The 20,419-nt window shown below is 49.5% G+C and carries 18 protein-coding genes; 2 read left to right on the top strand and 16 right to left on the bottom strand.

Annotation, left to right across the window (positions count from 1 at the left end; all coding sequences use genetic code 11):
- Positions 1-41 precede the first annotated feature (41 nt).
- From LX59_RS07260 to cobO, 8 genes are all read right to left on the bottom strand, one after another.
- Positions 42-584, bottom strand: coding sequence for a vWA domain-containing protein (locus LX59_RS07260; RefSeq protein ID WP_211354833.1), 543 nt, complete (start codon positions 582-584; stop codon positions 42-44).
- A gap of 98 nt (positions 585-682) precedes the next feature.
- Positions 683-1,699: a magnesium chelatase ATPase subunit I gene (locus LX59_RS07265; protein ID WP_144571183.1), complete on the bottom strand. Its 1,017-nt coding sequence runs from the start codon at positions 1,697-1,699 to the stop codon at positions 683-685.
- Positions 1,696-5,466, bottom strand: a complete 3,771-nt coding sequence (gene cobN, locus LX59_RS07270) for a cobaltochelatase subunit CobN (protein WP_144571184.1) — start codon at positions 5,464-5,466, stop codon at positions 1,696-1,698. Before cobN ends, LX59_RS07265 begins: the two co-directional genes overlap by 4 nt.
- Positions 5,466-6,542 (bottom strand): cobalamin biosynthesis protein CobW, encoded by a 1,077-nt coding sequence (gene cobW, locus LX59_RS07275; RefSeq protein WP_144571185.1) that lies wholly within the window; start codon positions 6,540-6,542, stop codon positions 5,466-5,468. Before cobW ends, cobN begins: the two co-directional genes overlap by 1 nt.
- A gap of 56 nt (positions 6,543-6,598) precedes the next feature.
- On the bottom strand, positions 6,599-7,360 hold the full coding sequence (locus LX59_RS07280; RefSeq protein ID WP_144571186.1) for an ABC transporter ATP-binding protein: 762 nt from the start codon (positions 7,358-7,360) through the stop codon (positions 6,599-6,601).
- Positions 7,357-8,370 carry a FecCD family ABC transporter permease gene (locus tag LX59_RS07285; RefSeq protein WP_144571187.1) on the bottom strand — a complete coding sequence of 338 codons (1,014 nt, stop codon included), beginning with the start codon at positions 8,368-8,370 and terminating at the stop codon, positions 7,357-7,359. Before LX59_RS07285 ends, LX59_RS07280 begins: the two co-directional genes overlap by 4 nt.
- Positions 8,367-9,206, bottom strand: a complete 840-nt coding sequence (locus tag LX59_RS07290; RefSeq protein WP_144571188.1) for an ABC transporter substrate-binding protein — start codon at positions 9,204-9,206, stop codon at positions 8,367-8,369. The genes LX59_RS07285 and LX59_RS07290 overlap by 4 nt, the downstream gene beginning before the upstream one ends.
- On the bottom strand, positions 9,206-9,817 hold the full coding sequence (gene cobO, locus LX59_RS07295; RefSeq protein WP_144571189.1) for a cob(I)yrinic acid a,c-diamide adenosyltransferase: 612 nt from the start codon (positions 9,815-9,817) through the stop codon (positions 9,206-9,208). Before cobO ends, LX59_RS07290 begins: the two co-directional genes overlap by 1 nt.
- A gap of 385 nt (positions 9,818-10,202) precedes the next feature.
- Between cobO and LX59_RS07300 the strand changes: the two genes are divergently transcribed.
- Complete coding sequence (locus LX59_RS07300; protein WP_144571190.1) at positions 10,203-11,645, top strand: ATP-binding protein; 1,443 nt, start codon at positions 10,203-10,205, stop codon at positions 11,643-11,645.
- Positions 11,645-12,331 carry a response regulator gene (locus LX59_RS07305; RefSeq protein WP_342779677.1) on the top strand — a complete coding sequence of 229 codons (687 nt, stop codon included), beginning with the start codon at positions 11,645-11,647 and terminating at the stop codon, positions 12,329-12,331. Before LX59_RS07300 ends, LX59_RS07305 begins: the two co-directional genes overlap by 1 nt.
- Before the next feature lie 74 nt (positions 12,332-12,405).
- Here the strand turns inward: LX59_RS07305 and LX59_RS07310 are convergent, their stop codons facing one another.
- The 8 genes from LX59_RS07310 to LX59_RS07345 all read right to left on the bottom strand — a co-directional run bounded on the left by LX59_RS07310 (position 12,406) and on the right by LX59_RS07345 (position 20,306).
- The gene (locus tag LX59_RS07310) at positions 12,406-12,861 is read right to left on the bottom strand and encodes a ferritin-like domain-containing protein (protein ID WP_144571192.1); all 456 of its coding nucleotides are present in this window, start codon (positions 12,859-12,861) and stop codon (positions 12,406-12,408) included.
- An 11-nt stretch (positions 12,862-12,872) separates the two neighbouring features.
- Positions 12,873-13,157 carry a ferredoxin family protein gene (locus tag LX59_RS07315; RefSeq protein ID WP_144571193.1) on the bottom strand — a complete coding sequence of 95 codons (285 nt, stop codon included), beginning with the start codon at positions 13,155-13,157 and terminating at the stop codon, positions 12,873-12,875.
- 11 nt (positions 13,158-13,168) lie between these two features.
- A complete protein-coding gene (locus LX59_RS07320; RefSeq protein ID WP_144571194.1) occupies positions 13,169-14,467 on the bottom strand; it encodes an FAD-dependent oxidoreductase in 1,299 nt (432 codons plus the stop codon).
- A 10-nt stretch (positions 14,468-14,477) separates the two neighbouring features.
- On the bottom strand, positions 14,478-15,560 hold the full coding sequence (locus LX59_RS07325; protein WP_144571195.1) for an electron transfer flavoprotein subunit alpha/FixB family protein: 1,083 nt from the start codon (positions 15,558-15,560) through the stop codon (positions 14,478-14,480).
- Between the two features lie 11 nt (positions 15,561-15,571).
- A complete protein-coding gene (locus tag LX59_RS07330; protein ID WP_144571196.1) occupies positions 15,572-16,417 on the bottom strand; it encodes an electron transfer flavoprotein subunit beta/FixA family protein in 846 nt (281 codons plus the stop codon).
- Positions 16,418-16,435: 18 nt separating this feature from the next.
- On the bottom strand, positions 16,436-16,651 hold the full coding sequence (locus LX59_RS07335; RefSeq protein ID WP_144571197.1) for a 4Fe-4S binding protein: 216 nt from the start codon (positions 16,649-16,651) through the stop codon (positions 16,436-16,438).
- 455 nt (positions 16,652-17,106) lie between these two features.
- Complete coding sequence (locus tag LX59_RS07340) at positions 17,107-17,988, bottom strand: phosphate/phosphite/phosphonate ABC transporter substrate-binding protein (protein WP_144571198.1); 882 nt, start codon at positions 17,986-17,988, stop codon at positions 17,107-17,109.
- Positions 17,979-20,306 carry a putative bifunctional diguanylate cyclase/phosphodiesterase gene (locus LX59_RS07345; RefSeq protein WP_144571199.1) on the bottom strand — a complete coding sequence of 776 codons (2,328 nt, stop codon included), beginning with the start codon at positions 20,304-20,306 and terminating at the stop codon, positions 17,979-17,981. The genes LX59_RS07340 and LX59_RS07345 overlap by 10 nt, the downstream gene beginning before the upstream one ends.
- Positions 20,307-20,419 lie beyond the last annotated feature (113 nt).

A 20,419-nucleotide genomic window follows, 5' to 3' on the forward strand; every position in this document is an offset into this window, starting at 1 on the left:
TAATTAATACAGGTTATTCCCTACAGTAGGGAATAACCCAATTACCTTATTAATTCGTCAACATCAATACAATCAGCTTGCCATAACTGAGCCAGCTTTTGCGCTCGTCCTAAAGTACGTGCTCCCTGATCAAAATCAATCAGGGTAGTCTGGGCTGCAAAACTAGGACGCGGGGGAAGCTGGCTAAAACGAACATCAGACAGCAGCCACAGTGCTATAGGTTCCTTATGTTTGGCCAAGAGGCGCTCTGCTAAGGCCAGCGCAGCTTGGATCGGCGTAGCACCTCCTCCCGTAATAGCGCTAATCCAAGCATGATTAAAGGCTGCGGCTTTACCTGGCGCTTTCAATACATAGGCTCCTTGTCCTGAAAAACCAATCAAGGTTAGAGATTCCCGCCGCTGATAACAGTGGTCAACCCAAGCCTGTAATAAACCTTTCGCCTTAGATAAACGCTGGCCCCGTAACATGGAGGCAGAACAATCCAGCACAATGCAATGCAATACGGCTCCTCCTGTGGGGGCCAACTGATAACGCAAATGCTCTAGTTTTAAAGTCGCCGCGCCCTTAGCTAACAGAGTCGGCAACCAATCAATACGCTGATTGATCTTATGTGCCCTAGCCTTGGCACGACTGAGTCGAACACTGCGTCCACTCGTTCTCTGACCGGGAACAGGTGAACGCGCTAGACTTTTTTTGTGGGAAGTGGCCTCAGAGATTTAACGGAAGTTATGGGGGGAGTCTCTGGTGGTAATGCCCCCCAATTTTCCATGTCCGAATTCGAATGAGCCTCCGGTTGAGGCTGCTGATTACTATGGGAAGGCGGAGTTTCAGGTGGTTGCTGTTGCGAAGAGCGCCGGTGGGCTAAAACCAGTTCAGCTACCGCCTCTATATCTACTACCTCCATATAAGCTCGCCCTGCTAAAGCCGCATGGGCGCGGGCGGCCCGCAACATCACCAAATCGGCCCGTACACCCTCTACAGCAGCGGCATAGCAACGCTCCGCCACCTGGGCATGACTCAGGTCGTCAAAGGCGATACTGGGTAACAAGGCTTGAGCTTGGGCAATACGAGCGGCTAAAGCAGTTTCATTCGCCGCATACTGCCTAGAAAAAGCGATAGGGTCAGCATCAAAGGCCAGACGAACACGCACAATGGCCTCCCGCTCGGGCGGACTTAAACGCGCTTCTAAGCGCACAAAAAGACCAAAACGATCCAGAAGCTGTGGGCGTAATGCACCCTCCTCAGGGTTCATAGTACCGATCAGGACAAGCCGTGCCGGATGACTATGGCTAATGCCATCACGCTCAATGCGGTTGATGCCGCTAGCACATACGTCCAGCAGCAGATCGACCAAGCCATCGGCCAATAAATTGACCTCATCCACATACAGCACACCTTCATGGGCACGGGCAAACAAGCCCGGACGAAAACGCACTTCACTACTTTGTAAGGCGGCTTCTAGGTCTAGGCTACCCACCAACTGCTCTTCAGTAGTGGATAGGGGCAGGTTTACAAAGTGTCCATTGGGTAAGAGTCCGGCTAAGGCTCGGGCGGCTGTGGATTTTGCCGTACCCCGTGGCCCTTCGATCAGTACCCCCCCAATCAGAGGATCAACCGTGGTTAACAGTAAGGCCATTTGCAACAGCGATTGACCTTGCAAGGCGGTAAAAGGAAAAGCCGGTGGAAAACTAGGATTCATCGTGCTTCCTGATGCTGTTCGGCATTAAGCAAATGCTGCTCTACACAATCTCGATAAATACCGGGTTCAGCCCATAGACCTCGATCCATTGCCTCCAGTAGGCGCTCACAAATTTCGGTCAAGGCATCGGGGTTATGACGCAGTAAAAAGTCACAGGTATCGGGATCTTGTAGATAAGCGTCAGTCAGACGGGCGTATTGATCGTCCCGCACCACGCGTGCGGTGGCATCGAAAGCAAACAGGTAGTCAACCGTAGCGGCCATCTCAAAAGCGCCTTTGTAACCGTGCCGCTTAACACCCGCGATCCATTTAGGATTAGTGACTCGACTGCGCACTACGCGGCTGATTTCCTCTTGCAGTGAGCGAACGGCTGGAGCAGAGGGGTTGCTGTGGTCTCCAAAATACAGCGTGGGTTGTTGACCACTCAAATGACGTACCGCAGCCGCCATACCGCCTTGAAATTGATAGTAGTCGTCGGAGTCCAGCAGGTCATGCTCGCGGTTATCTTGATTGTGTAGCACTAGCTCAATGTTGGCTAAACGCTGCGCAAAACTGGGCAATGCTGCCGTTCCTTCATCGGCTTGACCGTAGGCATAGCTGCCCCAATTTAGATAGGCTTGGGCAAGGTCTGCGTCTTCATTCCAATGTTTTCCGTCAATCAAGCCTTGCAAGCCAGCGCCGTAGCTACCGGGCTTTGATCCAAATACTCGATAACCCGCCTGACGTTGTGCTAAATCCTTGGGTATGCCCTGTGCTTCCAAAGTAGCGGCTTCGCGCAATATGCGACTGCGAATCGGATTTACCGACTCAGGCTCGTCAAGGGCCGCTACGGCTTGTACCGCTGCATCAAACAGCCGAATCACATTGGAAAAGGCATCGCGGAAAAACCCCGAAACCCGCAAGGTAACGTCAATGCGTGGTCGATCCAGCAGCGACATAGGCAAAATTTCAAAGTCGGCTACGCGATGACTGCCCTCAGCCCATTGGGGACGCACTCCAATCAGGGCAAAGGCTTGGGCAATATCGTCTCCGCCGGTACGCATAGTGGCCGTGCCCCAAACGGACAAGCCTATGGCACGCGGATAATCTCCGTGCTCTTGCACATAGCGCTCAATCAATCGCTCGGCAGAGCGCAAGCCCAGCACCCAACTGGTTTGGGTGGGAATGGAGCGCGTATCCACTGAGTAGAAGTTGCGCCCCGTGGGTAATACATCTGGTCGGCCGCGTGTAGGAGCTCCGCTGGGGCCAGCCGGAACGAAACGACCGGATAATCCCCGCATCAATTGGAATAGCTCTTGGGCTCCACAGACTTCCAATCGTGGTTGCAGTTCAGTCGCTACACGCGCCAGAACCGCGGAGGTGCTCGGCCACTGAGTATCCTGAGTTTCAGGCAAAAACCCGCACTCCAAAACCTGCAAAGCCATTAACTCTAAACGCTCGCGGGTATCTCCTGTGGTACGCCAAGGATCTGCATGAACCGATGCCAATACGGCTGGACAGGGGTCTGTCCAAGGAGCCGCCCAATCTGCTTCCAAGGGATTAAAATCCACTAGGCCCAAGTCCTTGGCTAAAGCAGTAGTTAATCCTTGGTTCCGACCCTGAGCATTGCCGATGGGATGACGTGCCAAGGCTAATAAAGTATCCCTGTATAACCGCCCCGTAGGTGAATGACCGAAGACATGCAGACCATCACGAATTTGTGCCTCTTTAAGCTCGCACAGATACGCATCAGTACGGTTGAGTAGCTGCTGTTCTTCCTCTGCTGAACGAGGAACCTTCAGCCCTAAATCCTGATGCAGGTTGTGACGCAGGATATGATCCAAAATTTGACGGCGCAGTAAATCGGCACGGCCGCGATCCAGCATTAAGGCTTCGTAATACTCGTCTACCTGTCGTTCTAAATCACGAGTGGGGCCGTAACTTTCAGCGCGGGTTAAGGGCGGCATCAGGTGATCAATAATCACCGCCTGAGCACGGCGTTTAGCCTGTGTACCTTCGCCGGGATCGTTGACGATAAAGGGGTACAGATGCGGCATTGGCCCGAAGATTAAGTCCGGCCAACACTCATCAGACAGGGCGACACTTTTGCCAGGTAGCCATTCCAAATTGCCGTGCTTGCCAACATGCACAAACGCATCGCTACTCCATACCTCACGCAGCCAATAGTAAAAAGCCAAATAATGGTGCGGCGGCACTAAGTCCGGATCGTGGTAACTGGCCATAGGATCTAGCTGATAACCGCGCGCCGGTTGAATCCCAATAAATACATGGCCACAGCGCAATCCCGCTAACATAAAACGCCCTTGGCGCAGCATGGGGTCAGCTTCGGGGGTTCCCCAGCGCTGAATAACGGCGGTTTGATTAGCTCGGGGCAGTTGATGGAACCAGCGCTGGTAGTCCTCTAGCGCAAGACTTTGCCGAGCAGGGCGCAAAGCCCACTGTTCTGGATCGTTGGTAATGCCTTCTTTAAGACGATCCATCAGGGCATCGCCGTCTTTTGGCACAGCCTCAAGCCTATAACCTTCCTCCTGCAGTCGCCGTAGGATTGCAATGACTGAGGCGGGCGTGTCTAAACCGACACCGTTCCCCAAACGTCCCTCGCGTGTCGGATAGTTAGCCAAAATCAGGGCAATGCGCTTTTCAGCATTGGCTAGGCTGCGTAAACGACACCAGCGTTGAGCTAATTTAGCCACAAAATTGAGGCGATTGGGTTGGGCGCAATAGCACACCACATCACTTTGCGTTAAAGGATTATGGTGGTCTAAGCCCTTAAAACTGACCGCTCGAGTAATGATGCGGCCATCCACCTCAGGTAGCGCAATATTCATAGCAATATCACGCGGAGCAAGCCCTCGTGTATCAGCCCGCCACTGCTCTTGATTATTACCAGAGAGGATGACTTGAAATACCGGAATATCTCCCACCAATGCATGATCCTCAGGATCATCCAAGGCAGAACGGGCAAACGCGGTAGTGTTGAGAATCAAAGCCACTTTGTGGGCCTGAGCCAGTTGGCGTACCAAATGGATGCTGTGCGCTTCCTTCAAGGAAGTTAAGGCAATGGGTAAGGGATTTAACCCCTGAGCTTTTAACACTTCACAGAGTTGTATAAATACGCGCGTATTGCCCGCTTGCAGATGAGCACGGTAGAACAGCAATAGGACACAGGGCGCATCCGGCTGCCATTCTGCCTGCCATACAGACAGTGGAGAATCCTCTCCAGAGGGATGAAATACGCAAGCCGCTGGCAAAGGGCTGGGAGGTGCAATGGAGCTGGTTTTCGCTAAAAAATGCACACCGATAAAACGATAGAAGTTGTGTGCATTGGTTAATCCCCCCTCGCGTAAATACCGCCACAGGGTGCGAGCTACCTCTATCTCGACAGTGCTTTGCAGCAACAAATTCAGGTCTTCGCTGGTATCACCTGAAAACATCACTAAGGCAATGTTACGGGCGCGACACAGCGTCCCAATTTGCTCCGTGCCATAAGGCCAATAACTTTCCCCACCTAGGTGATCTATGACGATCACCCGCGCCTGTTGCAGTACCTCATCCAGATAAAGATCAACGGAAGCGGGCTGGCGTAAATGCAGTAAATTGGCCAAACGCACGGTGGCAAAGTCCGTTGGAGGACAGGCCGCCGCCAGCAACGCCAAGGTAGTATCTGCTGCACTGAGGATGACAATATCCGCAGGATCTTGCTCAATACGAGTAACGACTGAGTCATCCTCAATAAATCCCCCCGGCTGAGCGGCGAGTAAATGCATCAGGCGGCCTCAGTCAACACAGCGGCGCTTAAAGCTTGGGTCAGCAATTTGGAGTCTAAATCCTCACCAATCAATACGATGCGGGTTTGACGTGGTTCACCAAGGTGCCAATGACGGTCAAAATACTGCTCAAAACGTCGCCCAACCCCCTGTACGACTAAGCGCATGGGCTTATCTTTCAACGCCACAAAGCCCTTAACGCGGTACAGCTTATGGGTCTGCACCAGATCGTTCAAAATAGCCAGCAGGCGCTCCAAATCAACCCAAGGCAAGGCCACAGAAAGGGATTGGAAGGCTTCATGGTCGTGATCATGTTCTTCGCCTTCCCCATGCTCATGGTGGCTGTGGCGCTGATGAATACTGTCTTCTGAAGCCGCCCCAACCCCTAAAATAACATCAAGATCCACACGACCCTGATCGCTGGCAATGATCTTGACTTCTGCGGGGAGCTCTTTGCGTACTAGGTTTTCGACCAAGATGCGCGCTTGAGTATCCACCAAATCGGTTTTAGACAATATGACTAAATCAGCGGCAGAGAGCTGATCTTCAAACAACTCGTGCAGAGGGGACTCATGATCTAGGTTAGGATCAGCACGGCGTTGTGCATCCACGGCCTGCGGGTTGGCAGCAAATTGGCCCGCCGCCGTAGCAGGTACATCGACTAGAGTAATCACTGCATCTACGGTGCATGCGTTTTTGATCTCTGGCCAATGAAACGCCTGAACTAAAGGCTTAGGTAGAGCAAGGCCTGAGGTTTCAATCAGTATGTGATCAATCTCTTGGCGACGTGCGATTAATTGTTGCATAACGGGATAAAATTCTTCTTGAACCGTGCAACACAAGCAACCGTTGGCTAACTCATAGATTTGGCCTTCTGGCTCGGTATCATCCCCATCACACCCAATGCGGCAGGTACGCAAAATCTCACCATCAATGCCTAACTCGCCAAATTCATTCACTATCACGGCAATCCGCCGCCCCTCTGCATGGGCAAGAATATGGCGCAGTAAGGTGGTTTTTCCGCTACCGAGGAACCCCGTAACAATGGTGGAGGGTATTTTGGTGTAGGTAGACATCTGTTTTTATCCTCGGAAAATCGCTTGGATACGGGTTTGACATTTTGGTGGACATGTTAAGGGGTACAGCGCCAAGGTAATACATAGGGCTGGGACTCATACTCGCCTTGCATCGCCTGCACTCGATAAACCCGCTGTAGATTAGCAGCAGTCAGTACTCGGCGTGGCGCATCACAGGCAATGGCCTGTCCTTGATGCATTAGCAAAATGCGATCACAAAACCGACTGGCCAGAGTGAGATCGTGTAGTACCACTATGACGGCTCGCTCGGCAGTGCATTGAGTACGTAATAGTTCCATAACGCTGAGCTGATGGTAAGGATCTAATGAGGCCACAGGTTCATCAGCTAACAACAGCGGCGCTTGTACGGCCAAAGCGCGAGCCAGACGGGCTCGTGCGCGTTCTCCTCCAGAAAGACAGTCCATACGGCGCTGGGCTAAGGGCTGTAAGTGCATCTGTGCTAAAGCCTGAGCGATGGCTTCTTGCCCCAGCTCATCTCGATATCCATAGGGTAGACGGCCTAAGGCGACAAAATCCTTTACTTGCAGTGGCCAAGTTACGGCATCTGCTTGAGCTAAGTAGGCTAGGCGTTTAGCACGAGCATTGGGTGCTAAATGACTCAGAGAGTCTTCTTCTAGGTAAACGGCCCCTGTGTGAGCTAATAACTGAGCGATGGCCCGTAGTAGAGTGCTTTTTCCGGCTCCATTGGGGCCAATTAGGCCAAACAACTCACCACGCTCAAGCGTCAAGGAAATCTTATCTACTAAGGTTGTAGTTTGGCTGTGTACCGACAGAGACTGAACCCGTAAAAAGCTCATAAGTTAGCCCCAGCACGTTGCCGTAATACCAAAATCAAAAAAAATGGGGCTCCAATCAAAGCAGTGACGACACCGAGCATGAGTTCAACCTCTGCACTGACCAAACGCAATACGACATCGGCCGCTAACAGCAATAAAGCGCCTCCCAAAGCACTGGGTAAAAGTAGGTAAGCCGGGCGATAGTTCACTAAGCGCCGCAGCATATGAGGCACGACTAAGCCGATAAAACCTATAGAGCCTGTAACGGCTACGCTAGCTCCAACACAGAGAGCCGTCCCTAGCACGATTCGAATGCGTAAGCTCGTTAGTTGAACACCTAAACTGGCCGCCTCATCCTCACCTAAAGTTAAGGCATCCAATGAACAGGCACAGGATAGCAGCAAACCTAAACCTAGGAGGATAAAGGGTAGGGCTAGATGAATGTCCTCAAAACTGCGATCCGCCAAGGAACCGAGTAGCCATAGCACAATGTCCTGAACATCCGTAGGATTAGGTGCTAGGTTGATTGCCAACGAGGTTAAGGCTCCTGCTAGAGAGGAGAGGGCAATACCTGCCAAGATTAGAGTTAGATTACTGCCTCCTCGGCAAGCGATGAGGTATAGCATCAGTGTTGCTAAGGCTGCACATCCCATAGCAGCAATGGGTAATAGCCATAGGTTCAGTGCGGCTAAGCCGAAATACAAACACAATACAGCCCCCAAGCTGGCGCTGGAACTAATGCCTAACAACCCAGGCTCCGCTAAAGGATTGCGCAGTAGCCCTTGTAAAGCAGCTCCCGCCATTCCTAAAGAAGCTCCTACAAGGATGGCGAGTAATACACGAGGCAAACGTATTTCAGCCACGATAATTTGGTGTCGGCGTGCTATTTCGTCAGCAGGAGCCGAGTTGATGGGCAGTAAGCTGTTGACGATATCAGTCAAGCTAATGGATACAGGCCCTAAAGTCAGTGAGTAGAGTGCCAGTAATGTCAACGTACCGCTCAAGATCAAATTCAAACGTAGCGTACTCAAGGATGTTGCTCCGGTAGCAATTTTTGGCGAGCAGCGGCAAGCTCTTCAGCGGCTTGAATCAAGGTCCAATTTGCGCAGCCCCAATCGTTATGGGTTAACTGAACGACCGGAACCGTTTTGGTTAATGCCTGTAAGCTAGGGTGGCGACTGAAGCGAGTACGCGCATAGGCCGTATCCCGTACGAGCGGTGCTGATACGATTAATTCAGGCGGACGGGCGATAACTTCTTCTAAGGCTAAACGTCCCCAACCGCTGCGTCCTGAATCAGCTTGTTGGTTAGTTAAACCCGCTGCTCTAAATACTGCGTCTATATGAGTCGTAGAACCCGCTGTTCCTCCGTTAGTCCTGAGGTAAAGGGCACTTATGGATTTGTTAGCTGTCTTCGCTTTTAGGTGTTCTAGGCGCGTTTTGACATCTGCAACTAAATGATTAGCGGTATCGCCACGTTTGAGTGCCGTTCCTAGATGTTTTGTCCCATCTAGTATGCCGCTCCAGTCTTTAGGGAAAGGAACATGAATGACTTGTATACCCTCACGAGTCATTAAGTGTGCTTGGTGGCGGCCTTTCCAACTGCGTGAAGCTAGAACCAATTCAGGATGAGCAGCGATCACTTCCTCCGCGCTGCTACTGTTGGCTGGAAACCGTTTGGCTTGAAATGCGAACGAGGAGTGCGTAGCTCGTTGGCTGAGTTTGGATATGGAGATGATTTGTTTTGGGTCGGCTAGGCTCAATAGCAGTATGTCCGCACAGAGATTAGTTGACATGACGTGCGGGAGTGGTTCATTGGCTTGGGTAAGTGGAATCCAAGTTAGCCAAAATACAAATAGTCGAAGCATTAAAAATCAATGCCTGCTTGGGCTTTAATGCCCGCTTTAAAAGCGTGTTTTCGGTCGGCGATTTCGCTCACTGTATCTGCTTGATCTATGAGCTCAGGTGGTGCTGCCCGACCTGTGATGATGACTGTTTGCATGGGAGGGCGAGTCTTAATTGCTGCTAAAACTTCGGCTGTATTTAGGTAATGATATTTGAGTATATAAGTTAGCTCATCCAGTATCACTAGACTGAGGTTTGGGTCTTTTAGCATTTGAGAGGCTTGAGTCCAAGCTTCATCTGCAGCTCTTTTGTCCTCGTCCCAATTTTGGGTGTCCCAAGTGAAGCCAGTGGCCATAGCATGGTATCGCACTGTGCTGGTGAGAGCTTGTTGTTGGAGAAAAATGACTTCACCGCTGGCTTGGGTTCCCTTGATGAATTGCACCACCCCTACAGATTGACCATGTCCTAAGGCACGGTACAGGGTGCCGAAAGCTGAGGTGGTTTTACCTTTACCGTTGCCGGTAATAAGAATCAGGGTACCGCGTGATTGGTTAGCTCTGTTGATGGCGGTGTCTACAACTGCTTTTTTACGTTGCATACGTAGGTTGTGCCGCTGTTTTTGATCCTCTTCCATTAGCTGATCCTCAGGGTTGATAGGTATTAATTCGGGTATTTTAGCCAAGCCTCTCTTGTTTAAATATAGTTTAAATATAGTTTAAGTCGTTTTTTGTGCTCTGGAGCCCTAGAGCCATGCGGGTTTTAGAAGGGGTGACTCTCAGCTATGCCAATTTTGTGCTCAGCTATGCCAATTTTGTGCTCAGCTATGCCAATTGGACTCTCAGCTATGCCAATGGCTGTGGATAACTTATAAAAGAAGTTTTTGTAACTTAAAAGTATAAATATATATTTATATATGCCTTATTATTTTTTATTTGTGCTTTAAAATTTATTACACTAAATATATTGGATTTTTAAGTTTAATTCGTTGGACTATTTTGAATATTAATTGAAGATTATTTATGAGTTTAAATAAGTTATTTCCTGCTTGTATCAGTAGTTTTTGTTTAACATTTATTCTACTTCCTGCACAAGGCCAGCTTAATTTATCCAATATGGCGTTGTTGTATGTACTTCTTGTTGTAGTTATTGGAAGCCATTATGGTCGGTTGGCTGCTGTATTGAATGCTATATTAAATGCAGTACTTTATGCTCATGTATTTGTTCCACCATTGTTTTCGCTTGCCATTACTGAGGTTCAACACCTGTTGTCAGCACTTATTATGTTGGTGGTTGCTATACTGGTTGGCCATCTTACTGCATCTTTAAAGGTACAGGCTGAGCAGATACAGGTTCGAGAAATTCAAGCTAGAACCTTATATGATTTAGCTAAACATTTAACTGGGACTAAGACACCTTTTGAAGTTGAGAAAGTTGCTGATCAGTTTTTAGGGCTAACCTTAGGTATTTTAAAAATTAAAATAGTCTCTTGTCATGAGACCAAAGCTAATTTCCCAGTTTCTTTGGAAGCTTTAGAATCAATAAAAAAAACACAGAAACCTGTAATTCAGATTGATAAAAGAATAGCATTATTACCACTAACATCAGACTATTTTTTATTATGTGAGTTATCAAATAATTTTGATTTACACAATTCGTCTCCAGAGTTATTAGAAACGGTCGCTTCAGTCATTCGAGTTGCTTTAGATCGGATATATTTTGCTGAAATAGCACGTGAAACTGAGATACGCAGATCGGCAGAATCTCTACGTAATTCCATACTTTCTGCCTTGTCTCACGATTTGAGAACACCTTTAACGGTGGTATTGGGCTTAACAGAGAGTTTAGCCCTTGGCAAAGCCTCACCTGAACGACAAAAAGCAATGTTGACATCACTGCATAATCAAGCACTTTCTATTAATCGATTGGTTACTAACTTGTTAGATATGGCTCGTTTACGTTCAGGGCAGATTGAGCTTAATGAGGAATGGCAGCCTATTGATGAGGTAATTGGAGCTACTTTACGTCAGATACGATCTCAGTGGAGAAATAGCGAGATTACTTTAGATATCCCCCCCGATTTACCTCCTTTGCGTTTTGATGCGGTGTTAATTGAGCGTGTATTATGGAATTTATTGGAGAATGCCATTAAATATTCTATGTGTGATTTGCCGATTGAACTTATTGTGCGTCGTACAGGGGATAATTTAGATGTTATGATCTGTGATTCAGGCCCTGGACTACCTGCTGAAGGTATTGAAGAGTTATTTGGTGTTTTTCAACGGGGACAGACAGAATCTAATATTCCTGGAGTTGGATTAGGATTGGCCATTGCACGTACTATTGCAGAGGCTCATGGTGGACAAGTAACTGCTGAAAATCGAACAGGGGGAGGGGCTTGTTTTCGTTTGCGGTTGCCGTTAGGCAACCCTCCTATGCTCAGTGAACTTGAGGATGATGTTTGATGGAAACCCAAACCATCTTAGTAGTAGAGGATGATCAGCAGATCCGAGATTTGCTTAAAGTAACTTTAGAAGGTGAGGGCTATCAAGTTGTAGAGGCTGCAACGGCGGCTCAAGCGGCGGTGGAAGTTAGATCTTGCAATCCCAACTTACTAATTCTTGATTTAGGATTACCGGATCGAAACGGTATTAACTTTATTCGAGACTATCGGCTGTGGTCTTTAATACCAATCTTAATTCTTTCAGCGCGTACTCAGGAAAGCAGTAAAGTAGCTGCTTTAGATTCCGGGGCTGATGATTATCTAACCAAGCCGTTTGGTGTATCAGAGTTAGTGGCTAGAGTGCGAGCTTTACTACGCAGAATGCCCGCTCAACCGGGTCAGCAGGCCTCAGTAATTGAGTTTGGCGATTTTCGGATTGATTGCATTAAGCGTTTAGTGACCCGTGGTGGTGAACTATTACGTTTGACGGATATCCAATATCGTTTGTTGATACTGTTAGCCTCTAATCCCGGACGGGTGATGACCCATAAGCAGTTGTTATTGCAGATTTGGGGCGGTAAGGCCGTGGAAAGCCATCAGTATTTGCGAGTTTACGTGGGCCATCTACGACAGAAAATTGAAGCTAATCCTGCTCAGCCACGCCATATCATTACGGAAACGGGTGTGGGCTATCGGTTTCAACTCTAAACAGTATTTTTCTTACATAAAAATCCCGACAAACTTAGAGCTTGTCGGGATTTCTTTTAACTATGGCAAATGGCTTAGAATTTTAAACGCTGTTGCCATTGACCGAGCTGAGTTACATGCTCGGCTTCTTCCTCAGCAAAATCGTTAGCCATCCGCTTTACCTGCGGATCGGTACTGGTATCGGCGATCAGGCGGTAGTAATTGCAAGCCCGCTGTTCGCCATCTAATGCCAGTTCCAAAGCGGCTGCCACGGTCATAAAGGCATCTACGCCTTCCCAAACCGCCGCTTCAGGGCTGCATCCGTCCGGCCAATCGTAGTCTTCGGGAGCCAAGTCAGGCAGGCTGTGGAATCCACCACGCTCCATGGCTTCCTTCAGATGCAGACGCGAGTAGTGCGCCATCTGCCGGAAGAAGTTGACTACCTCAGCATCGCCCACTGTAGTCATGGCTTCCGCCAGTTCCTCATAGCGACGGGCCGACTCTTGTTCCAGTTGAATGGCATGAGCCAGAAAGCGCTGGATTGTATCCATACCTCAATCCCTCAACCGAATTTAAACAGGATGCCGAAACCGCCCCGAGGCCATTCCCAGTCCAGATTGCCACTGTCTTGGCAGATGATACGGCAGGTACCGCACTCTAGGCAGCCGTCAGTTACCAGTACGACTTTGCCGCTGTCTTCTTTGGTGTAGCAACCGGCAGGGCAGCAAATAGTGCACTGCTTTTCAAGGCATTCGGTGCAGTGGTCAGGGTCTTTGATTTTGATGTGCGGACGGCCTGAATCTACCCGGTAGCGGTCTTGGAACAGCTTTTCTTCGATCTTAGACATGCTCTGTCCCCTTACTCAACCGCGCGCCAGAATTTAAACGCATCGCCGATCAAGCCAAAGATTGAACGGGAAGCCACGAAGCTCTTACGAATTTCTTTTTCCTTGGTCTTCTTGTCCATGCCATCCACACGGATGATGGATTGAACGGCCTTGGAGATCAGATCCGGGTAAGTGGTGAAGAACTGTTTGTTCTTGTGGAAGATATCCGGCATGCGACGGTATTTCTTCAAGTCCTTCATCACAAAGCTATCGTCCAGCTTGCGCTTGTACTCGGCTAAGTTTGATGCAGTGAAGGGTTTACCAGCCGCTTTCAGCTCAACCAAGGTTTGGGCTGCCAGCATGCCGGTGGTCATGGCCAAGTTGGAGCCTTCACGGTGGATGCCGTTGACGAACTGCCCTGCGTCACCGGCAATCATCCAGCCTTCACCAAAGACTTTAGGAATGGCGTTGTAGCCACCTTCGGGGATCAGGTGCGCGGCGTATTCTTTCATCTCACTGCCGGCGATCAAAGGCGCGATGGAGGGGTGAGCCTTCATCTTGTCCAGCAGATCGTAAGGAGTGATTTTGTTCTCTTTGAAGTCCGAGACCATGCAGCCTACACCCAGAGTAATAGACTCTTTGTTGGTGTAGAGAAAGCCGGTGCCCATCATGCCAGCGCTGATACTACCGGCCAGCTCGATGGCTACGCCTTCGTCTTCGCCGATGTTAAAGCGTGCTTCGATGACTTCTTGGGGCAGGAAGTGAATTTCTTTCACCGCCAGCGCCACGTTTTCGGGCTTGATTTCTTTCTGGAATCCGGCTTTTACGGCCAGACGTGAGTTAGCACCGTCTGCCAGAATCACCGCATCCGCGCGTACTTCGCCGCCTTGACGGTCAGTGCGTACACCCACTACCTTGCCGTCTTCAATCAACAGCTCGGTTACAGTAGTTTCGCAGATGGTCAACACACCGGCTTCGCGGGCTTTTTTGTTGAACCACTGGTCAAAATGCACACGGATGATGGTGTAACGGTTGTAGGGCTCTTTGTTGAAATCTTCTGAGCGGTAATGGGTACCGACAAAGGAGTTTTCATCCGTAACCCAAACCCGCTGCTCAATCAGATGGCGCTCTAAAGGTGCATCGTTACGAAAATCAGGGATGATTTTGGACAGGGCATCTGCATACAGAATGGCGCCCTGTACGTTTTTAGAGCCGGGGGTTTCGCCGCGCTCAATTTGCAGAACTTTGAGTCCGCCTTTGGCCAAGGTGTAGGCGGCAGCGTTACCCGCCATGCCCGCCCCAACCACGATCACATCAAATTTTTCAGTCATGGTTTAGTCCTCAGCCCGTTTGTTTCATCTGAGCCAGATGGCTACGGAAGGCTTCCGTCAGTGCTGGCAGAACGGTGTTGGCATTTCCCACGATGCCGTAGTGGGCAAAGTCAAAAATCGGGGCATTAGCGTCGATGTTGATGGCGATAATCACATCGGCACCGTCCATACCCACCCGATGCTGAATAGCGCCGGAAATACCCGCTGCGATATACAGTTTAGGGCGTACGGTTTTACCAGATTGACCCACTTGACGATCCAGCTCAGCCCAACCGGCTTGCACTACTGGACGGGAAGCACCGACTTCAGCGCCCAGCACGCGGGCTAGATCCCAAACGTGACGGAAGTTCTCTTGGTTCTTCATGCCACGACCGCCGGCCACGATGATGTCGGCGAAGGGCAGATTGGGTTTGTCACGGGTATCGTCGGCGATGAATTCCAGCACCTTAGTGATGATGCTGGTTTCGATCATGGAGAAGGCGACCTCGATGATCTCGCCATTACGGCCTGCTTCGGCTTCGGGCATGGCCATCACGCGCGGACGCACGGTCGCCATTTGCGGACGATGACGTTGAGTCATGATGGTACACAGCAGCGAACCACCGAAGGTTGGGCGGGTAGAGGCCAGATTGCGGGTGTCGGTATCAATGACCAACTCAGTGCAGTCGGCAACCAGACCTGTGCCGAGGGTGGTAGCCACCGAACCGGCCAGATCGCGACCTAAGGTGCTAGCACCCAGCATCAGAATTTCAGGCTGATAGGTATTCACCAGATCGGTCAGAGCCTTGGTGTAGGGCTCATTGCGGTAGTCGGTCAGAACATCGTCTTGCAGCAGGTAGCATTTGTCTGCGCCGTACTGGAAGGCTTCACCACAAATGGCTTTGCCGCGCTCACCGGGGCCGCAGATGACCACGCCGCATAGCTCTACACCCAGAGCATTAGCCAGTTTGCGACCTTCGCCCAGCAGTTCCCAAGAGACGGGATGTACTTCGCCACGTTCGCTTTCAATGCATACCCACACATGGCGGTAGTTGACGAACTGTGGCAGTAGCTCGACCTTCTTTTTGGTCGGTTTTTTCGCGTTTTCGCTCATCAATCGACTCCTTAGAGGGCGCGCTTGGCAATTTCTTGTTCCAGCTTGGGATGCTGGGTAAAGACTTTAGCCAGTAGGGTGATGGCTAAATCCTTAGGATTGCCGTCGTGAACTTCGATCATTTCTGCGCGTTTGCTGCGAGGCTTGGGCGCAAACACCTTACTCACCACCGTTGGGCTGCCTTTCAGGCCTACCATCTCGGCTTCGTCGATACCGGCCTGTTCGCGGTTCCATACTTTGAGCTCATGACGTGCTGCACGGAACAGATCGTCCAGATCTCCGAAACGCATTTCGTTGGTGCCTTCGAGCATGGTGATCAGGCAAGGGGTGCTGGTTTTCAGCAGTTGTACACCACCTTCAGCACGGCGCTCGACCAGAATTTCTTTCTTCTGAGGATTAACCTCAACCACCTTGGACACATAGGTCAGCAATTGGTAATCCAGACGTTTAGCGATGCCTGGCCCCACTTGAGCCGTGTCTCCGTCGATAGTTTGCTTGCCGGTGAAGATCAGGTCCACTTGCATGTCTTCCATGATCTTGCGAATAGCAGCACTCAGAGCGTAGGAAGTCGCCAGCGTATCGGAACCGGCAAACGCACGATCGGAGATCAAAATGGCATCATCCGCTCCGAAGGATAAGCACTTACGCAGTGCCGCTTCAGCCATGGGCGGGCCCATGGTGATCACGGTCACAGTGCCACCCAACTGATCTTTCAGGCGCAGGGCTTCTTCCAGCGCAAACAGATCATAGGGGTTGATGATGGCTGGAACCCCTTGGCGCATGATGGTGTTGGTGACCGGATGCACCCGAATTTGGGCGGAATCCGGCACCTGCTTAATACAAACGACAGAATGCATAAGAGCACTGCTCCTTAATTAGGCTTGATAACGCGGTAAGCTTTTATCGACGCGAATGCAATCCACAGGGCAGTTGATGACGCATTGGGCTTCATCGTGATCGCCCACGCACTCAGTGCACAGCTCAGAATTAATGGCGTAAACGCTGCCCTTTTCATAAATCGCATCGTTTGGGCACTCAGAGGCACAAGCAGCGCAAGCAGTACATTCAGAACCGTTAATTTTATAAGGCATTTGGGATATCTCTTCTAAGAATGGCTAATTCGGTACCTAAGTACAGAGCAAGTCATATGCCATGCGTGTAAAAGAGATTTTTATATAAAAACAACATAAAAATCGTTGTAAAACAATAGGATATAATTTGTTGTTTTTATGCTAACGACAAAATAAATATTTTGTTTGTTTTCTTTAAAACAAATATTTAGTTATTTTTAATCTTTATAAATATATTATTCTTAGTACAAATATTTGTTTTTAAAAAATGGATTAACCAAACTATTAGTTATCTTGATGAGTTGTTATGTATTTCATTTGGAGGTTTATTTTTAGACTAACTTAAGCGTTTGCTCCCAAAGTAAGGAGGTATGAATCACTTTTGAATTTTGATGGATCTGGTGTCATGACTCACCGAGTGGGTTCGCTATACTGCAATGAAAGATACTTCTAAAGTGCGCAATAGAAAAAATGGCTCAGGGCATTGAAGGAGTGGATTTTGTTTGCATGATCCGCAAGAGCGGTTCGTATTCAGCGTGACTGACCGAAGTAAAGCCGGTGGCATCTTGAGAGGTTAAAAACCCAGCTAAAGCCTGTGGATCGCCGAGTATGGCACTACGAATGCGAGCTTTGTATTCAGAACAAAGGCCACTGCTAAATACATAAGGATCGTAGTAAATGCGCTCTGAACGCCAAAGCACATTGAAGGTACTGGCCGAAATGCGGCCAGTATTGAGATAGGCATCAGCGCGTACACTGGCCACAAAAGCTGCCTCTACCCGACCCTCTAACAAAGCATCCAGTGACTTATCGTGGGAGCCGGTATAGACCACAGAACTAAAAAACTGTGTCAGGGGCATACCTACTTGGGCAGAAAACTCAACATTAGGCACCATACTACCCGAGGTACTGGCAGGATCACTCAAAGCTACTCGCTTGTTCCGCAGTGCTTCCAGATTACTGGCTTGCTCAAGGGGGGTTAGCAGTAAGGCTTGGTAATGGTGCCCTGCGGGAGTGAAATAGCCTCGATTGATGGTCAAGCTAGCAAAAGGCTCAATGTGTGGATCACGTTGGTAGGCCAGCAAATAAGAAGCCGGGCCCAGAAAGGCGATATCCACACCACCGGAAACAATCGCATCCACTACGCTTTCATAAGAGGAGGCAGCCACAATCTCTGCTGGTATTCCTAAAACATTACTGAGATAGGCCAGCAGCGGCTGATAATCACGGATCAGTGCTTCCATACTTTTTTTAGGTATAACCGAGATACGTAAACTCTGCTGAGTGCATTGGGCTTGGGCCATGCTAGATAGCATCAATGCCAATACCCAGCTCACCCAAAAACTGACTACGCGCATGTTGTCTCCATCGAATCCATGAAGGGAGGATATTTGTGTAACTGATCGGCTGTCATGGGTCGGCTAAAGTAATAGCCTTGGGCAATGTCGCACCCCGCCAAGCGCAAGTACACCAACTGTTCACGGGTTTCAATACCTTCGGCGATCACCTCTAGGCCTAAACGCTTGGCTAAGATAATGGTGGAGGAAACAATGGGGCTGTCATTATGGGTATTAGAAAGTTTAGTAATCAGCGAGCGGTCAATCTTCAAACGGGTTAAAGGGAGCATCTGTAGATGAGAAAACCCCGCATAGCCCTGACCAAAATCATCAAGGCTGATGTGCAAGCCGGCTTTGCGTAAACTTTGTAAGTGCTCAATAGCCTGTCCTTCGGCATCTAATACACAGGTTTCGGTCACTTCCAGTTCTAAGCAGGCTGGATCAAGGCCATAGCTTTCTAATTCGCTCAGTACACGGTCGCTGAAATCTGCTTGGCGCAATTGAAGTGGCGAGACATTAACCGCCATCTGAGCTTTTATGCCCTGACTGCGCCAGAAAGCCATTTCCTCACAGGCAAGACGTAAGACTTCCCAGCCTAGGGAAAGAATAAAGCCGCTGCGCTCTGCCAGTGTAATAAAGCGATCCGGATAGACTAAGCCAAACTCTGGATGCTGCCAGCGGATCAGTGCCTCATAACCTATAACCTGCATTGATTCCAAGCGCACCTGAGGTTGGTAATGGAGTACAAACTGTCGTTCCTCCAAGGCAGCGCTGAATGCTTGTTCTAAGACAAACTCTTCAATATCGGCGACATTTAATGAAGAATCAAAGAAGCGATATTGGCCACGCCCCGCTTGCTTAGCCGAATACATCGCCGCGTCTGCGTAGCGGATCAATTCATCCATCATTTGCCCGTCACGGGGGCAAATAGCGACACCCACACTGGGGCTGGTGTTCAGTTCATGCTCGTTTAGGGCATAGACTGCTGAAAGTTTGCTGACCAGAGTCTTTACCCAAGTATCAATTTGCTCTTCGCTACGATCACCGGCAAGCAGTACGACGAACTCATCCCCTCCAAAACGTGCGGCTTCATCTCCCGGCTCTAGTAGGTGAGTAATACGCCCCGCTACGGCCTGTAGCAGCAAATCTCCAACTTTGTGCCCAAGGGAGTCATTGATGGATTTGAAGCGATCCATGTCGATGAATAAAATCGCTGTCAGATGGCGTTTACTGCGTTGCTTGGCTAAGGTGGCCTCGGCTATTTCTATAAACTGGCGACGATTATATAAACCACTTAAGTGATCCGTAGCTGCTGCATGGCTGCTGCGCCGGTATTCCTCCTCCAAACGCTGGATCAGTTGTTGGTTGATCTGTTGGGCCTGTTCTAAGGCTAAGAACGCTTCCTGACGCTTGCCCAATACACGCCAAATCCAGACTAAACCCATCAAAATCAACAGGGTCATGCTTAAGTTTAGGTACAGTTGGCGTTCATAGATGTGTTGCGATGAGGACAGGATCTCGTCCCTTCTCTGACTGACCGTGACACTAAAACCCCGCTGCGGTAAACGCCGATATAGGCTTTGATACTGTCCTTCGAGGCTGTATTGGCTAAATTTACCCGCTAACTCGCTGTTATCTGGCAGATTGGGACTGAGCTGTTCACCCGCCATAACCACACCGCTGTTACTGACGCGCAAACGCTCGGCTCCTGCGCTATCTAGCAAACGCAGCAGGCCACTGTTGCCTAGGTCAATGTGTTGAAGTAATCCTGCCAAGTAACCAATATCCGACTGTACCAGCAAGATACTCTCCAGCTTACTCAGTGTGGAGTCGCTTAAAGGCAACAAAAAAGGCAGGCTCCAACTGGGTTGGTTGGTGTGTTGCGTAGCTAAACTTTGATTCGGTAATAGGGGTTTAAAACCATAAATTGCAATATGCTGACGTAATTGTTCCAGCGCATCCGTTGGTAACTGTGCTGGCTCATTGGGATGACTGGCAGTTAGCATACGGCCATTGGGCTCATAGAGTGCCATGCGCTTGAGGGCCGGATCTTCAGCCAGCATGCGCACTAAGCTCCAGTGCTTGCTGCCTTCCTGCCCCCGCAGATCTATCTGTATAACCTTGCCAAGGGCTTGGGCTCGGTCAACCAGTTGGCGCAAGCTCTCTGCTGTAATAGTTGCTAGGTTGAGGTGTTCAGCAGCTTTGGCGGCCAGTGCTTCTTGGCGTGAGATGGCTTTTTGCTGAAAAAATAACTCCCATAAAAATGCTAGGGTGGTAGTACAAAGCATTACCACTAACACTTGTAGAAAGGTGAGTGAGGAAAGGTATCGGCGGATCACTGCGCATTATTCTGATCATTGAATTGAGCAGAATACTATGAGTCGATAAAACTTCTATGACGGAAGGCCTATGGGAATCTAAATAAACCCGTGCGCTCACGTATCATAGAAGC

Source organism: Azomonas agilis (assembly GCF_007830255.1).
Classification (GTDB): Bacteria; Pseudomonadota; Gammaproteobacteria; order Pseudomonadales; family Pseudomonadaceae; genus Azomonas; species Azomonas agilis.

Bases quoted from the DNA above. Each gene is read 5' to 3' on its own strand.
- LX59_RS07325 (WP_144571195.1), bottom strand. From the start codon at position 15,560: ATGAGCGAAAACGCGAAAAAACCGACCAAAAAGAAGGTCGAGCTACTG.
- LX59_RS07330 (WP_144571196.1), bottom strand. From the start codon at position 16,417: ATGCATTCTGTCGTTTGTATTAAGCAGGTGCCGGATTCCGCCCAAATT.
- cobW (WP_144571185.1), bottom strand. From the start codon at position 6,542: ATGTCTACCTACACCAAAATACCCTCCACCATTGTTACGGGGTTCCTC.
- LX59_RS07290 (WP_144571188.1), bottom strand. From the start codon at position 9,206: ATGCTTCGACTATTTGTATTTTGGCTAACTTGGATTCCACTTACCCAA.
- LX59_RS07340 (WP_144571198.1), bottom strand. From the start codon at position 17,988: ATGCGCGTAGTCAGTTTTTGGGTGAGCTGGGTATTGGCATTGATGCTA.
- cobO (WP_144571189.1), bottom strand. From the start codon at position 9,817: ATGGAAGAGGATCAAAAACAGCGGCACAACCTACGTATGCAACGTAAA.
- LX59_RS07310 (WP_144571192.1), bottom strand. From the start codon at position 12,861: ATGGATACAATCCAGCGCTTTCTGGCTCATGCCATTCAACTGGAACAA.
- LX59_RS07280 (WP_144571186.1), bottom strand. From the start codon at position 7,360: ATGAGCTTTTTACGGGTTCAGTCTCTGTCGGTACACAGCCAAACTACA.
- LX59_RS07265 (WP_144571183.1), bottom strand. From the start codon at position 1,699: ATGAATCCTAGTTTTCCACCGGCTTTTCCTTTTACCGCCTTGCAAGGT.
- LX59_RS07320 (WP_144571194.1), bottom strand. From the start codon at position 14,467: ATGACTGAAAAATTTGATGTGATCGTGGTTGGGGCGGGCATGGCGGGT.
- LX59_RS07315 (WP_144571193.1), bottom strand. From the start codon at position 13,157: ATGTCTAAGATCGAAGAAAAGCTGTTCCAAGACCGCTACCGGGTAGAT.
- LX59_RS07335 (WP_144571197.1), bottom strand. From the start codon at position 16,651: ATGCCTTATAAAATTAACGGTTCTGAATGTACTGCTTGCGCTGCTTGT.
- LX59_RS07300 (WP_144571190.1), top strand. From the start codon at position 10,203: ATGAGTTTAAATAAGTTATTTCCTGCTTGTATCAGTAGTTTTTGTTTA.
- cobN (WP_144571184.1), bottom strand. From the start codon at position 5,466: ATGCATTTACTCGCCGCTCAGCCGGGGGGATTTATTGAGGATGACTCA.
- LX59_RS07305 (WP_342779677.1), top strand. From the start codon at position 11,645: ATGGAAACCCAAACCATCTTAGTAGTAGAGGATGATCAGCAGATCCGA.